This is a genomic window from Chryseobacterium sp. 2TAF14, from assembly GCF_052115105.1.
In the GTDB taxonomy this organism is placed as follows: domain Bacteria; phylum Bacteroidota; class Bacteroidia; order Flavobacteriales; family Weeksellaceae; genus Chryseobacterium.
In genome coordinates this window covers 1-15,742 of the sequence record NZ_JBFRGA010000086.1, presented here as the reverse complement: position 1 = coordinate 15,742, position 15,742 = coordinate 1, and the positions used below count along the sequence as shown (strand labels likewise).

14 protein-coding genes are annotated in these 15,742 nt (G+C 35.2%); 9 read left to right on the top strand and 5 right to left on the bottom strand.

Going from position 1 to position 15,742, the window contains the following annotated elements; translation table 11 throughout:
* The 5 genes from AB4Y90_RS10560 to AB4Y90_RS10540 all read right to left on the bottom strand — a co-directional run.
* Nucleotides 1–220, bottom strand: a 220-nt coding sequence (locus tag AB4Y90_RS10560) for a four helix bundle protein (RefSeq protein ID WP_441557489.1), incomplete at its 3' end; no start/stop codon positions are given.
* Between the two features lie 37 nt (nt 221–257).
* Entirely contained in the window at nt 258–980 is a 723-nt protein-coding gene (gene purC / locus AB4Y90_RS10555) for a phosphoribosylaminoimidazolesuccinocarboxamide synthase (protein ID WP_441557487.1), read from the bottom strand.
* A 72-nt stretch (nt 981–1,052) separates the two neighbouring features.
* Entirely contained in the window at nt 1,053–1,748 is a 696-nt protein-coding gene (locus tag AB4Y90_RS10550; RefSeq protein ID WP_441557486.1) for a DUF3307 domain-containing protein, read from the bottom strand.
* Between the two features lies 1 nt (nt 1,749).
* Nucleotides 1,750–2,355 carry a SatD family protein gene (locus AB4Y90_RS10545; RefSeq protein WP_441557484.1) on the bottom strand — a complete coding sequence of 202 codons (606 nt, stop codon included), beginning with the start codon at nt 2,353–2,355 and terminating at the stop codon, nt 1,750–1,752.
* A 300-nt stretch (nt 2,356–2,655) separates the two neighbouring features.
* Entirely contained in the window at nt 2,656–4,518 is a 1,863-nt protein-coding gene (locus AB4Y90_RS10540) for an endonuclease (protein WP_441557482.1), read from the bottom strand.
* A gap of 191 nt (nt 4,519–4,709) precedes the next feature.
* On the opposite strand from AB4Y90_RS10540, the gene AB4Y90_RS10535 reads away from it, so the two are divergent.
* From AB4Y90_RS10535 to AB4Y90_RS10495, 9 genes are all read left to right on the top strand, one after another.
* Nucleotides 4,710–5,849, top strand: coding sequence for an acyl-CoA dehydrogenase family protein (locus AB4Y90_RS10535; protein ID WP_441557481.1), 1,140 nt, complete (start codon nt 4,710–4,712; stop codon nt 5,847–5,849).
* Nucleotides 5,850–6,059: 210 nt separating this feature from the next.
* Nucleotides 6,060–8,990, top strand: a complete 2,931-nt coding sequence (locus tag AB4Y90_RS10530; RefSeq protein ID WP_441557480.1) for a reprolysin-like metallopeptidase — start codon at nt 6,060–6,062, stop codon at nt 8,988–8,990.
* A gap of 313 nt (nt 8,991–9,303) precedes the next feature.
* The gene (locus tag AB4Y90_RS10525; protein ID WP_441557479.1) at nt 9,304–9,771 is read left to right on the top strand and encodes a hypothetical protein; all 468 of its coding nucleotides are present in this window, start codon (nt 9,304–9,306) and stop codon (nt 9,769–9,771) included.
* 45 nt (nt 9,772–9,816) lie between these two features.
* Complete coding sequence (locus AB4Y90_RS10520) at nt 9,817–9,990, top strand: hypothetical protein (protein ID WP_441557478.1); 174 nt, start codon at nt 9,817–9,819, stop codon at nt 9,988–9,990.
* 162 nt (nt 9,991–10,152) lie between these two features.
* A complete protein-coding gene (locus tag AB4Y90_RS10515) occupies nt 10,153–10,758 on the top strand; it encodes a DUF4230 domain-containing protein (protein WP_441557476.1) in 606 nt (201 codons plus the stop codon).
* A 12-nt stretch (nt 10,759–10,770) separates the two neighbouring features.
* Nucleotides 10,771–10,956, top strand: a complete 186-nt coding sequence (locus AB4Y90_RS10510; protein ID WP_441557475.1) for a hypothetical protein — start codon at nt 10,771–10,773, stop codon at nt 10,954–10,956.
* A 565-nt stretch (nt 10,957–11,521) separates the two neighbouring features.
* Nucleotides 11,522–13,459, top strand: coding sequence for a threonine--tRNA ligase (gene thrS / locus AB4Y90_RS10505; protein WP_441557474.1), 1,938 nt, complete (start codon nt 11,522–11,524; stop codon nt 13,457–13,459).
* A 151-nt stretch (nt 13,460–13,610) separates the two neighbouring features.
* The gene (gene infC / locus AB4Y90_RS10500) at nt 13,611–14,111 is read left to right on the top strand and encodes a translation initiation factor IF-3 (protein WP_441557473.1); all 501 of its coding nucleotides are present in this window, start codon (nt 13,611–13,613) and stop codon (nt 14,109–14,111) included.
* A gap of 230 nt (nt 14,112–14,341) precedes the next feature.
* Nucleotides 14,342–15,163: an alpha/beta fold hydrolase gene (locus tag AB4Y90_RS10495; protein WP_441557472.1), complete on the top strand. Its 822-nt coding sequence runs from the start codon at nt 14,342–14,344 to the stop codon at nt 15,161–15,163.
* The last annotated feature ends 579 nt before the right edge of the window (nt 15,164–15,742 follow it).

Here is a 15,742-nt window from a genome sequence, read left to right as displayed (position 1 = left end):
ATCCAAACGCAATCCCAAGAAATTGATAAAATTCGTTTTTGTTATTTCTTCCTGCTCCTTCTGCAATATTTGAAGGTATTGAAACAGCACATCTTCTAATTTGAGATAATAAACCAAATTTTTCTTCATTTGGTAATTCGGCAGTAACCAAATAAACTTCTTTTACTAAAGCCATTGATTTACTCCAAACTTTCAAATCTTCAATTCGATGCGATTTCATACTAAATTCTAATATCTAACTTCTAACTTCTCAAACTTTACTTGTTAAGTACAGTTTTCAGTCTATTATAGATCTCAACGTAAGCTTCAGTCACTTCACCAAGATCTCTTCTGAATCTGTCTTTGTCTAACTTCTTCATGGTATCTTTATCCCAAAGTCTGCATGTATCAGGAGAAATTTCGTCAGCAAGAATGATTTCGCCGTCTGAAGTTTTTCCTAATTCGATTTTAAAATCTACAAGGATGATGTTCATTTTATCAAAAAGATCAATAAGAATTTCGTTGATGTCTGAAGTTAATTCATACATTTCGTCAAGCTCTTCGTACGTTGCAGCACCTAAGAAAACAGCGTGGTGATCGTTGATAAGCGGATCTCCCAACTCGTCTTTTTTGTAGCAGATATCGAAGATGGTTACCGGAGATTTAATTCCTTCCTCAACTCCTAATCTCTGAGCCATGCTTCCTGCAGAATAGTTTCTAACGACCATTTCCAAAGGAATAATTGATACTTTCTTTACCAACTGCTCTCTTTCGTCTAATTGTTTGATGAAATGAGTTTTAATCCCTTTTTCATTTAAATATTCAAAAATAAGAGTGGTGATGGCATTGTTCATTTCACCTTTCAAATCTACAGAACCTCTTTTTTGAGCGTTAAATGCAGTTGCATCGTCTTTGAAACGTACGACAACTTCGTCAGGATTTTCGGTTGCAAATACTTGTTTTGCTTTACCTTCATACAGCATTTCTAGCTTTTGACTCATAATTTTTTACTTTTTTTTACTTTAGAAAACCTTGAATCAAAGGTTTTCAGTTATAGTTAGATTTATTACTTTTTATTTAGTTAAAATTCCTGCTAAAACAGCGATTCCGAAACTTAGTAATGTACCGATCAATACATATTCTGTCAGTTTTCTCTGTTTTGCCTGCGCCAGATCACTGAATCTGAAAACAGATTTTGCGGCGATCATAAAGCCTACTCCTTCCCAATGATCAACAACAATAAAAGTGAAGACCAGTAATCGTTCTAAAATTCCGATGTATTTTCCGGCACTTGATAAAGATTCGGTTTGTACACTGCTTTCTTCTTCCGTAACCGGAGTCCACGATGACAATAATATTTTAATGAAAATTGAAGCAGGAGTTGTTAAAAACAAAGCTGCCATTAAGATTTTCAGAAATTCCTGATTTTTAAAGAACTCAAAATTAAATTCATTAAAACAAAGAGAAATTCCTCCGATAACAGCTACATGAAGCGCCTGATCGATGAAAAACCATCTTTTTTTCGTCTGATTATTTTGAAAAGTTAATTTAATGGCATCAATTATAAAATGAGAAACTCCAACCAATACAGCAACCCACCAAAGTTTTAAATCCCACAAAAATATCAAACTTAAAACAGTGTGAATCAGAATATGATAATATAAATAAGGACTTTTCAGTTTGTGAGTTTCCTTATCTGCAACCCAAGAATTTGGCTGAAGAATAAAATCTCCGAGTAAATGTGCCAATATGAGTTGAATAAAAATCATCTTACAGTTCTGAAATTTTCTTTCTAAAATATTGATTGGTTTCTACGATAAGCTCGTAGTTTGCACGCTTCAGTCTCTGGCTTATCGAAGACTGTGAAATAGCAAATTTCTTTGCCAGATCTTCCTGGGTGATATCTTCATTCATAATCATTTCATGGATGATTTCGGCAGTTGCCATCGTCCAGTTATCAAAATCTTTTGATGCCCATTTCAGCAAAATATTGAGGTCACGGTTGATAGATTCATTGGAGGTTTTGATGGAAACAGTGTGTCCATCGCTCTTCAGATCATTCAATAACCTTCCTGAATTTACATACGCGGAACCGTTGGATTCAGTAATTTTTTCGGAGGAAAAATTTTCCTGACCAATGCCGATTGCAATTCTTACGTCTAAATTTTCCTGACTTTTTATAAGAGATTTGATAGCTAAGAAATGCCAAAAAACATCATCGATATTACATTTAAACTGAAACTCGTCGCCTCTGTAGATTTCCCATGTTTCGGGAGCGCTTCCCCATTTTTCGAGAAGATTTTTAAGCTTGGTAATCCAAACTTCTGTATCTGCATGCTGCGAATTAATAATATCACCAGTGATGACCGCTATCATTTTGCAAATATAAGCATAATTACTTATAAATAAAAAATATAAGCAGAAACACTTATAGATATTGATTATTAGTGAATCTGCTTATATCGATAATATGGTAAAACAAGGTTGTTTAAACACAAATAACTCTAATTTTTGCACAAATTTCACTAATGATATTTAAAATTAAAAAATGCTTCGACTTCGCTCAGCATGACATTTCTAATACTAACTGTTTTTATTTTTTAAAAAAGTAGAATTTAATTTGTAGCGATGTCATGCTGAGCGAAGTCGAAGCATTTATATTGATAAAATTAAATCCTACTTTTTAATAAATGGATAAGTCTTATCATCTAGTTTCAATAAATAAGAACCTGTTTGTAAATTCTGAACAGAAATATTTTTCTTGTTTTTAAAAGGATTTTCTTCTGAATAGATCAATTTTCCTGAATAGTCAATGATTTGAGCAGTCTGAATGTTTTCAGTTTTTCCGCTCACGAAAATATTTTCATGTACCGGGTTCGGATAAATTTTAAATTCTTTCTCTGCTAAAATTAAATCAGAGGCAGAGAGCGTTCCTAAATTCTGGCAGTAATTGCTTGCGTAAGAATCCCATTCTGAAATATTGAAAGTTGTCGTTGGCTGATTAACGGCCGTTTTTCTGTAAAGGGAAACATTTCCTAAAACTGAAGAGTTGTTTTGAGCAGAAACTCCGATTGCATCAACGGTTGTAGATTTGTATCTCAATTCTAAATACTGGCTTCCTGTAAAAGTCATTTGTGGAGCTGCCGTTACAAATTTTGCCTGATTAATAGTATAACAAGAGAAATTGGCTTCAGGATTTAGTACCACAAAAGTTTCGTTATTCTGGATGATGCCTTCCAATTCATAAGGATCCGGGAAATAATAATTGGTTCCGCTTGGAAATTGAATAGACAATCGATAATCGCTCAAATTAACAGCATGACCCGTTTTGTTGACGATTTCTATTGCTTTATTGTTTGATGTTCCTTCTAAATATTTTGAAACCATTAAATCTTTAGCATAAATATCCGTCGCTAAAGTAGTTGCCGAAACTGTATTGCTGTCGCCGGAAAGTAAATATCCGTTGTCATAAGCTTTTACAGTATAAGTATATGTTGTAGAAGGCGTTAAGTGATCAATGCTGATCGAATTTCCTTTTGCTGTGGCTATTAAAGTTCCGTTCTGGTAAATTTTGTACCCGATAACATCTGTACTTGCACTCGGAGTCCAGCTTAGCGTTGTAAAATAAGCGCTGTTTTGAGTCGCTGTCAAATTTGCGGGAGCTGAAGGAGCAACAGAATCGGGAGTTTGTCCCCAAATTGCGCTGACCCAGGTTGGATTATCAATAAACGGGTTTCTGTTTTTCTGTAAATTATAAACAGTATTATTCCGGTCAATTTCTCTCTGAGAAACAGGATCCTGGTTATGCCATTGAATAAGCATTGCAATATAAGCCGGATCATAAGCTCTTTCTTCTGTTCCGTCTAAAGGATTGGTATCTGATGCAGGATTTGCATTATTATTATAATTAAAAGTTCCTAGTTTTCCTTCGTATCTTACCGCAAAATACAGTAAGCTTCTGGCAACATCTCCTTTAAACTCATCAATAGGTTCATAAACTCGSCCTGTGTAAGCATAATTAGGAATTGCGCTGTTGCTGATTTTTGATGTATTTGTAAAAGTGTGGTGATTGGTTGTCCCTCCGATTCCGTAAGGATAATTGCTTCTCAACTGATTGATTCTTGCATCTGTCGGAACTACATAGAATAAATCTGAATACATAGGATAATTACTGTAAAAAGTACTTTGTGGCATCATATGTTCCCTGTTCCAGCCCAGTCCTTCTGCACCTGCACTTCCGATAATGTTTGCCGTTGTGTATTCGTAAGCATCGGGTCCGGTAGGTTTTTCAGAATATATATCCAGTAAAATGGTTGTATTGCTTGCTCCGTAATCGTAGTATTTATCTAAATCGGTCTGGTTATAATAGTTCGTTAAATCACCATAATGCCAATTGATATTCTTCGCAGAGATGATATCATGCAATTTTGATTTTAATGCATATCCTGTCAATCCTGCCGTTCCGTCATAATATCCTGCCGGAATTTGCGCTGAAGCATAAGCAGATATTAAAAATACAGGAAGTAGAAGTTTTTTCATGTTTAAAAAATTGGACAGCTAATGTATGAAATAAACATACTTAGTACCAATTAATTGCATTAATATATTATTAATAATTTAAATTTAATTTATTGAAAGTTAACTACTTATTTACTGTAATTCAACTTCGCTGAAAATTATTTTTGTATTTCGGCAATTTAAGTATCTTTGGGACATAACTATACAATAATATGAACACAGAAACGATTAACAACATCAAAATGATCGCGGAAACAGCAAAGGAATTTGCTGAAAAGAATATCAGACCAAATATTATGGAGTGGGACGAAAGCCAGACTTTCCCTAAAGAGCTGTTTCATCAGTTAGGAGATATGGGTTTTATGGGGATTGTAATTCCTGAAGAATATGGTGGTTCTGGTCTTGGTTATCATGAATATGTTGCTATTCTGGATGAAATTTCTCAGGTAGACCCGTCAATTGGTCTTTCGGTTGCAGCGCACAACTCGCTTTGTACAAATCATATCTACGAATTCGGAAACGAAGAGCAGAGAAACAAATGGCTTCCGCAGTTAGCAACCGGAAAAGTAATCGGAGCTTGGGGATTGACGGAGCACAATACAGGTTCAGATTCTGGAGGAATGTCTACTACTGCGGTGAAAGACGGTGACGAATGGATAATCAACGGGGCTAAAAATTTTATTACTCATGCAATTTCTGGTGATATTGCCGTAGTAATGACAAGAACAGGAGAAATCGGAGCTAAAAATAATTCTACAGCTTTTGTTTTAGAAAAAGGAATGGCTGGTTTTACTTCAGGTAAAAAAGAAAATAAACTTGGGATGAGAGCTTCAGAAACTGCAGAACTTATTTTTGATAACGTTCGTGTCCCGGATTCTCACAGATTGGGAGAAGTTGGGGAAGGTTTCAAGCAGGCGATGAAAATTCTTGACGGCGGTAGAATTTCTATTGCAGCATTAAGTTTAGGAACAGCAAGAGGTGCTTACAAAGCAGCTTTGAAATATGCTAAAGAAAGAAAGCAGTTCGGAAAATCTATCTCAGATTTCCAGGCGATCAACTTTATGTTGGCAGATATGGCAACAGAAATTGATGCTGCAGAATTGTTGATCCAAAGAGCTTCTACCCTGAAAAATGCAAAACAAAAAATGACGAAGGAAGGTGCAATGGCAAAATTGTATGCTTCTGAAGCTTGTGTAAGAATTTCTAACAATGCGGTTCAAATTTTCGGTGGTTACGGTTATACAAAAGATTTCCCGGCAGAAAAATACTACAGAGATTCTAAGCTTTGTACAATTGGGGAAGGTACTTCAGAAATTCAGAGATTGGTTATCGGGAGAGATATTACAAAATAAATTTTCAGGTTTTACCTTTAATTTTAGATAAAGCAATAGCATACGAGATTTTCGTGTGCTATTTTCATTTTACAGAGATTTGTTTTTAGTAAATGTGCAATGCATTGCATATTGTTTTAGGTGAATTATCTAAAATTTTCTTAAAAAAATTTGTTTTTCGTAATAATTTTTTCATTAGCTTTGATATTCCAAAATCAAAATAGATACTATATGAAAAAACAACTATTGGTGATTGGAATGCTGGTTTCAGGTATTTCATTCGCTCAGACGGACCGTCTTTGGTCTGAAAGTTCTACAAAAACAAATTCAGAAATTTTTGAAAACAAATCAACCATCAACAATCCGAAGATCTATAGTTTAGATATTAACGGACTGAAAAATGCTTTGGTAAAAGCGCCGAAAAGATTGGCTGTCGGAGAAAAATCGGAAGTGATTATTTCGTTTCCAAATTCTGACGGGAAGATGGAAAATTTCAAAGTGAAAGAAAATTCCAATTTTGATCCGCAGTTGGCTGCGAAATACCCGGAAATCAAATCATATGTTGGTGAAGGAATGGGAGATTCAAATTCTACGGTATATTTCAGTATTTCCCCCTTAGGTTTGTCTTCAATGGAAATTTACGGTGACAAGTCTGCGGTTTTTATTGAGCCTTATACAAAAGATCTTTCAACCTATGTCGTTTACAAAAAATCTGATAAGAAAGATGATTTAAACAAATTTGAATGTACTGTAATTGATGTTGCTCAAAAAGGAGTTTCAGGCATTGATAATCTTGCAGCAAGACCCAATGCAGATGATGCGAAATTAAGAACATTCAGGTTGGCTTTATCTTGTACGGGAGAATATACAGCGTATTTTGGTGGTACAAAAGCGAATGCTTTAGCAGCGATGAACAATACAATGACTCGTGTAAACGGCGTTTTTGAAAAAGATTTTTCTGCAAGAATGGTTTTAATTGCCAATAACGATGCGGTAATTTATACAAGTGCTTCCTCAGATCCTTATTCTGCAGCTTCAGGAATGAGCAATTGGAATTCTCAATTACAGTCAACTTTAACTTCCGTAATCGGTGAAGCTAATTATGATGTAGGACATTTATTCGGAGCTTCCGGCGGTGGTGGAAACGCAGGCTGCATCGGTTGTGTTTGTGTAAACGGTTCGAAAGGAAGCGGTTATACTTCTCCGGCAGATGCAATTCCTTCGGGAGATAATTTTGATATTGACTATGTTGCTCACGAATTAGGTCATCAGTTTGGCGGAAACCATACATTCTCAATGAGCAACGAAGGAACCGGTGTAAATATGGAGCCAGGTTCCGGATCAACAATCATGGGTTATGCGGGAATTACAAGCCAGGATATTCAGCCGCATTCAGATTCTTTCTTTCATGCGATAAGTATTCAGCAAATCACAGATAACATTAAGGCTAAAACTTGTCCTGTAAGTACAAATACGGGTAATTCTATTCCTACAGCAAATGCAGGTTCAGATTATACTATTCCGAAAGGAACGCCGTTTATGCTGACAGGTTCTGGAACTGATGCTAACGGAGATTCTTTAACTTACATTTGGGAACAGATGAATAATGCGTCTTCTTCTCAAACCGGAGCAAGTTCGGCTGCAAGTGCTACAAAAGCATCTGGACCAACTTTCAGATCATGGACTCCACAAACAACTCCTACAAGATATTTCCCGAGAATGGCTTCTGTTTTAGCGGGTGCAACAACAACTGCAGGTTCAGAAATTACTGTAGAAGCTTTATCAAACGTAGCAAGAACGTATAATTTCAGATTCACCGTTCGTGATAACAGAGCGGGAGGTTCGGGAAATAATTCTGATGATGCAGTAATTACTGTAAATAGTACAGCAGGACCATTTAGTGTAAGTTCGCAAAATACAGCAACCACTTATTCAGGAGGAACTTCTCAAACCGTAACCTGGAATGTTGCAGGAACTACTGCAAACGGAGTAAATGCTGCAAACGTAGATATTCTTTGGTCTACAGACAGCGGAAATACTTGGACTACTCTACTTTCTGGAACTCCAAATGATGGTTCGCAGGCGGTGATAATTCCGAATGCTTCTACAACAACAGGAAGAATTATGGTAAAAGGTTCTAATCATATTTTCTTTGATGTCAATAATTCAAATATCACTGTAAATGCAGGTTCAGGAGGTACAGATACTACTGCTCCATCAGCTCCAACTTTAGCAGCTTCAGGTACAACTTCCACAACCACAAATCTTTCTTGGTCCGGAGCAACCGATAATGTTGCAGTGACAGGTTATGATGTTTATCAAGGTTCTTCGTTGATAGGTTCTACAGCTTCAACTTCTTACACGGTATCAAGTTTGACACCTTCTACAACGTACAGTTTCACCGTTAAAGCAAAAGATGCGGCAGGTAACAATTCGGTTTCAAGCAATACGGTTTCTGTAACTACACTTGCAGGAAGTACAGTTACTTACTGTTCTGCGACATCAACCAATACAGCAGACGAAAGAATTGGAAACGTAAAATTCGGAACGATTAATAATACTTCCACAGGAACTGCTGGTTATGAAAACTTTACTTCAGTTTCTACAAATGTAACAAGAGGAACAGCTTATGCCATTTCGGTAACTCCGGTTTGGACTTCAACCAAATATAATGAAGCTTACGCAGTTTATATTGATTACAATAAAGACGGAGATTTTACAGACAGCGGAGAATTAGCCTGGACAAAAACAGGTTCTCAAACGAGCCCGGTAACAGGATCGATCACAATTCCGTCAACAGCAACTCTTGGAGTTACAAGAATGAGAGTAATGATGCAATACAGTTCGGTTCCTTCATCTTCTTGTGGTTCTTATACTTACGGTCAGGTGGAAGATTATACTTTAAATATTACATCATCAGGAAGAGGTGAAGATTTTAATACGAAAGATCTGATCACAGATATCAAATTATATCCTAATCCTGCAAGAGATATTTTAAATGTTTCAAATATGACGAATGAAGATTATAAAATCTTCGATATGGGTGGAAAACTAATCAATTCAGGAAAACTTAAGGAAGGCTCAGTGAATGTAAGCGCTCTTGTAAAAGGAGCTTACGTAATTCAGGTGGGCGAAATTTCCAAGAGATTCATCAAAAACTAAATTTCCTCTCAATTAAACCTTAATCTTTAGGCTGTTCGGAAACGAACAGTCTTTTTTTGTCCAAATTTTTTAAACACAAATGCCACAAATATTTTCACAAATAATACAATTCTCTTTGAAAAATGTGAGAATTTGTGGAAGAAAAAATATCCTTTGTCATCTCGACGAAGGAGAAATCTATTTTAAGACTGAAAATAGATTCTTCACTACACTTCGTTTCGTTCTGACTAAAAAAAATATTTAAATAAAACCTAAGCCCTAATTCCTAAAATCTAAAACCTAATTTTTATATTTGCCTTAAATAAAAAATTTCATGGATAAAATTGACAGCCTGAACCAAGTAGCAGAATTCCACACCACTTTTAAAGCACCTGTTTTAGATACACCGCAAATTCCTTCTCAGGAAAGATGTAATCTGAGAGTTGAGCTTTTACAGGAAGAATTAAATGAATTGAAACAGGCTATCGCCGATAATAATATTGTTGAGATTGCTGATGCGCTGTGTGATTTGCAGTATGTTTTGAGCGGAGCAGTTTTAGAATTTGGTTTGGGTAATAAATTTGTAGAATTATTCAACGAAGTGCAGCGTTCTAATATGTCTAAAGCTTGTGATAATGAAGAGCAGGCAAACGAAACCGTAGAATTTTATAAAGAAAACGATGTTGAGTCTTTTTATGAGAAATCAGGAGAAAAATTCAATGTTTATAGAAAAGCAGATCATAAAGTATTGAAAAACAAATACTACTCTCCTGCCGATTTAAAAACAATTATAGAAAACTAAATATGAAATCAAAGATTCACAAATACAATGAAAAATAATAGAAATATGATTTGTAAAAAAATCATCACCAATATTTTTACGCTTTCAGTTCTTACCTTGGCTGTGCAGCAGTTTAATGCTCAAAAAGTTGTGGTAAACCGAGAAGTAGAAAGGACCAATGACGGAAAAATGCTTTTGGGTCACCAGCTTAAAGAGCAGTTTGTAAAAGAGCCGTGTTAAGTATAATGTTTCTAAAGTTCCCACAATCATTGTAGAAAAATATGGCAATGAAATTGGAAGAATCATAGAAATGCCGACTACAGGGTATGTAGAAAGAGATCTTGTAGAAATCTTGAAAAAAGATGACAAGTCGGTTTTGAGAGAAATATTTAAAAAAGAAAATTGAGAAATCTAAAATTTATTATTCCGTTTATTGCGGGAATTCTTTTAATGCTGATTCTGTTTTTCAGTTTCAGGTCTTGCTTTAAAATGAGCGAAAAAACTGAAAAGTCAGATTATTATATTCTGACCAATCAGATTTCCAAGATGAATAAAATGGTCGTTTTGGAACAGGATTTTTCGGCCATGCAGAAAACCAAATTCGGTTACGAATTTCTCGGTAAAGAAATGACGAGCAACAGCATCATTACTTATACCAAAACCAACGCTCAGGTTTCTTACGATCTGAACAAGATGAAAATAGAAGTCGATTCTATCAATAAAAAACTCATCATTAAAGAGCTTCCCAATGCTGATATTAGGATTACGCCGAGTGTAGAAATTCAGTCGGTAGACGATTCTTTTATCAACAGGATTTCAGAAAAAGACATTAAAAATGTGCAGAATAAGGCTAAGCAAACAGCCATAAAATCAGTTGATCAGAACAAATTACGAAGTGAAGGACATCAGCAATTGATGGAAAATCTTAATAATATTTTTGTTTTGGCAAAGGCTTTGAATTATAAGATAGAAGATCAGACCGGTAAAATCGGCGTTCTTGGACTCTAAAAATTCAAAATTATGGATTCAAAAGACGATAACAAAAAGAAAGAATCTGCCAATTCCGCAGAAACCAAAAAGCAAAACGAAGACTTCCGCGATATTCCGGCTTCTTCACAAAAACAAAACCCCTCCGATGTTGATAAAGAAGACGTTCAAAAATCTTCTCAAAACAACAAATCAGGAAAAACAGATAATACCGAGTGAAAGCTTGGTATTTTTTATGGCAGCAATTTCCGCCCTCCACTCCCGCTATTTTTTGCAAGAATTTCAGTTTTCAATAGAAAGTTTATCACAATGCAAAAAATGAGCTCCGTTCAGGTCGGGCTGCAGTTTTCAGCAGATTTTCAAGATTTACCAAATTAAAGATGATTGTGAATTTGAATTTTTGGAAGATATCAAAAAATGGTATTTCATTGTTAAGTGTAGCGCCTTTGTTTTCCTTTAAATATTAAAGATTATATTATTGAATCTCTTTGTTTGACTTTGCGATTTAGAAATCATATCCTACTCAAGTTATTTTAAAAAATAAAAGAATTATTCAAAGAATTATTCCTTGTATTCTTTGCTAAGTAGAACGCCTTTGCGAACTTAAAAAAAATATGCAGAAATAAAGGCAAAAAAGAATCTTTGCGTGGCTTTGCGTTTAGAAACAACTCCGAGTTAACGGAAAAATTTAAAATAAATTATATTTTTTGTGAATTATCGTGCTGCGATTTCTTAAAGACGTAAAAAAAGCGTATTTTTGCATCTTAAAATTTCTTAGTAAACAATGATAAAAATTACACTTCCAGACAATAGCGTCAGAGAATTTGAAGGAGCTACTACTCCTTTGGATGTGGCAAAATCTATAAGCGAGGGATTGGCTAGAAATACCATTTCCGCAGTTGTAAACGGCACACAAGTCGAAATTACCACGCCTATAACCACAGATTCTACCGTACAGCTTTTGACCTGGAATGATGATCTTGGTAAGAAAGCCTTTTGGCACTCTTCTGCCCATCTTTTGGCGCAGGCTATCCTTGAATTTTATCCGAATGCTAAGTTAACGATCGGTCCTGCCATCGAAAACGGTTTCTATTACGATGTAGATTTCGGTGATGAAACTTTATCTGAAAAAGATTTCGACAAAATCGAAAAGAAAGTTTTAGAAAATGCTAAAAAAGGATCAACATTCTCATTATACCCGGTTTCTAAAGAAGAAGCTTTAAAAACATATGCAGACAACCCTTACAAAGTAGAATTGATTTCTAATCTTAATGATGGAGAAATTACTTTTGTAACACACGATAACTTTACAGATCTTTGTCGTGGTGGTCACATTCCGAATACAGGAATTGTAAAAGCAGTAAAGATTTTAAATGCAGCAGGAGCATATTGGAGAGGAAATGAGAAAAACCCTCAGTTAACAAGAGTCTATGGAATTTCTTTCCCAAAACAGAAAGAACTTACAGAATATCTTGAGTTATTAGAAGAGGCTAAAAGAAGAGATCATAGAAAATTAGGTAAAGAATTAGGAATTTTTGCTTTCTCGGAAAAAGTAGGTGCTGGTTTACCGCTTTGGTTGCCAAAAGGTACTGCTTTGAGAAAAAAATTAGAAAATTTCTTATCTGAAGCTCAGAAAAAAGGCGGTTACGAGTTTGTAATGTCTCCACACATCGGAGCTAAAGAATTATACGTAACTTCAGGACACTGGGATAAATACGGCGCAGACAGCTTCCAGCCGATTAAAACTCCGAATGAAGGAGAAGAATTTATGCTGAAGCCAATGAACTGTCCGCATCACTGTGAGATTTACAAAACTTCACAATGGAGCTACAGAGATTTACCAAAAAGATATGCAGAATTTGGTACAGTTTACAGATATGAACAAAGTGGTGAGCTTCACGGTTTAACAAGAGTTCGTGGCTTTACTCAGGATGATGCGCACCTTTTCTGTACTCCGGATCAGTTGATGGACGAGTTTAAGAAAACGATTGATTTGGTTCTTTATGTTTTCGGTTCTTTAGGTTTTGCAGACTTTACGGCTCAGATTTCTTTGAGAGATACTGATAATAAAGAAAAGTACATCGGTTCCGACGAAAATTGGGAAAAAGCAGAAAATGCAATTGTAACTGCTGCAACCGAAAAAGGTTTGAATACCGTTACAGAATATGGTGAAGCCGCATTCTACGGTCCTAAATTAGATTTCATGGTGAAAGATGCTTTAGGTAGAAAATGGCAGTTAGGAACAATTCAGGTAGATTATAATTTACCGGAAAGATTTGATCTTACTTACATCGGAAGCGATAACGAAAAGCACAGACCGGTGATGATTCACAGAGCACCATTTGGATCTATGGAACGTTTCATTGCGATCTTATTAGAAAACACTGCCGGAGATTTCCCATTATGGCTGGCTCCGGATCAGTTTACTATATTGCCGATCAGTGAAAAATATGTAGATTATGCTAAAAAAGTTTCACAACTTTTAGAAAATCACGATATTAGCGGATTAATTGACGACAGAAATGAGAAGACGGGTAAAAAAATTCGTGATGCAGAATTGAAAAAGATTCCATTTATGTTGGTAGTGGGAGAAAATGAAGAAAAAGATGGCACAATTTCTGTAAGAAGACGTGGCGAAGGCGATCTTGGAGTAATGAATATCAACGATTTTGTAACTTACTTCAAAGAAGCATCAAAAACAGGATTTGAGTATCAGGCTTAAATCAAAAAAAATAAAAAGTCATTACTATAAGTAAAATTTGCCTGTAATGATGATTTAAAAAATAGAAAGTTAACCAATAAAATTTAATACAATAGCACAAAGATTTAACAACAGAGGCCCACAAAGACGTCCTGTACAAGAGGATGCACACATGATCAACGATAAGATTCGCGTAAGAGAACTTCGTTTGGTGGGCGATAACGTAGAACCGGGTGTATATCCTATCGATAAAGCAAGACAGATTGCTAAAGAGCAGGAATTAGACCTAGTTGTAATTTCAGATAAAGCCGAGCCTTTTATTGCAAGAATATTAGACTATAAAAAGTTTTTATACGAGCAAAAGAAAAAGCAGAAAGAGCTTAAAGCAAAACAGATCAAGGTTGTCGTAAAAGAGATCCGTTTCGGGCCTCAGACTGACGAGCACGATTATGAGTTTAAGAAAAAACATGCTGAAAAGTTCTTGGAAGAAGGTTCTAAACTGAAAACATACGTATTTTTCAAAGGACGTTCTATTATCTTTAAAGATCAGGGCGAAATCTTGCTTTTAAAACTTGCTCAGGAACTGGAGCACGTTGGTAAAGTTGACCAATTGCCTAAGCTTGAAGGTAAAAGAATGATTATGATGATGAGTCCTAAGAAACCAGCTAAATAATTCATTAAAATCCTTTCGGGATTGAAGATTATATAACCTCAAAGTAATTTGAGGTTTTTGTTGTTTTCAATAATGAAGAATCAGATTTATCGTCTAAATGACTCAGAAATTTTTAATTAAATATTTTTTAATTTTTGATGTAGATCAATACCAGAGCAGAATTTTCGTTTTACCTTTGCTTTAGAAATAAGGAACAGATCTTTATTTTATTAACCATTAAAAAATAAACAATGAGTACACTCAAATTACAAGACGGAACAGAGATTTTTTACAAAGACTGGGGAAAAGGACAACCTTTATTTTTTCACCACGGATGGCCATTATCAAGCGATGACTGGGATGCACAAATGTTTTTCTTCCTTGAGCAGGGTTACAGAGTAATTGCTCACGACAGAAGAGGTCACGGAAGATCTGAACAGACTCCTTACGGACATGACATGGATACTTACGCTTCTGATGTTGCAGAAATTGTAAAAGCTTTAGATTTAAAAGATGTAATTCATATCGGGCATTCTACAGGAGGTGGTGAAGTAATCAGATATGTTGCTAAACACGGTGAAGGCAGAGTGGCAAAAGCTGTTTTGGTAAGCGCAGTTACTCCGATCATGGTTCAGAATGAAAATAATCCGAATGGTGTACCGATGTCGGTTTTTGACGACATCAGAAATAATACGGCAAATCACAGACAGCAGTTTTACATAGATCTTACTTTCCCTTTTTACGGTTACAACAGAGAAGGTGCAGATATTTCGGAAGGTATCCAAAGAAATTGGTGGAGACAGGGAATGAATGGTTCTATCAAAGCGCACTTCGACTGTATCAAAGCTTTTTCTGAAACCGATTTTACTGAAGATCTGAAAAGTGTAGATGTTCCTGTTTTGGTGATGCATGGTGAAGACGATCAGATTGTTCCATTTGAAACGACRGGTAAAGTTGCTGCTACTTTATTGAAAAACGGAAAACTGATTTCTTATCCGGGCTTTCCACACGGAATGCCGACTACAGAACATGAAACGATAAATAGAGATTTATTAGAATTTATTAAATCTTAATTAAGACTTATTATTATATATTTTAAACCTCGATTTTACTGAAATCGTGGTTTTTTATTTTATCATTAATAAAACTTTTAAAACTTTTTTGAAAGAATTCTTGTTGGAAACACTTTGACTTCACTTTGTGTGAAAACATTTTCAACAATTATGGAAGGTTAAATTTTATTGCAGATAAAAAAAATTGTATTAAAGAATTATTTGCGCCTTTGTTATAAAAATACCAATTACAATTTTTATATAAAAATTTACACGATGCACTTCCCTATTTATTCTGTATTAAAAATCTTTTTCATCTCAAAAATTTTTCGTAATTTTGCACACTAATTATCTGCGTGAGGGATAGTAATGAAAAGCCCACAGCAAGCGAATGGAAAAATGCGGATGAGCGAGGACTTGCAATGAATAGCCCGACCCGAATGAGTGAATGCAGCGAAGCGGAATGAACGAGTGAGGGACACGCCCAATCAATGTAACAATCTAATAATCTACCAATGTAACAATTATTGGTAAATTGATAAACTGCTACATTGGTAGATTTGAAACAATATTGATAACAAAAACATAAAAAAGCAGAAC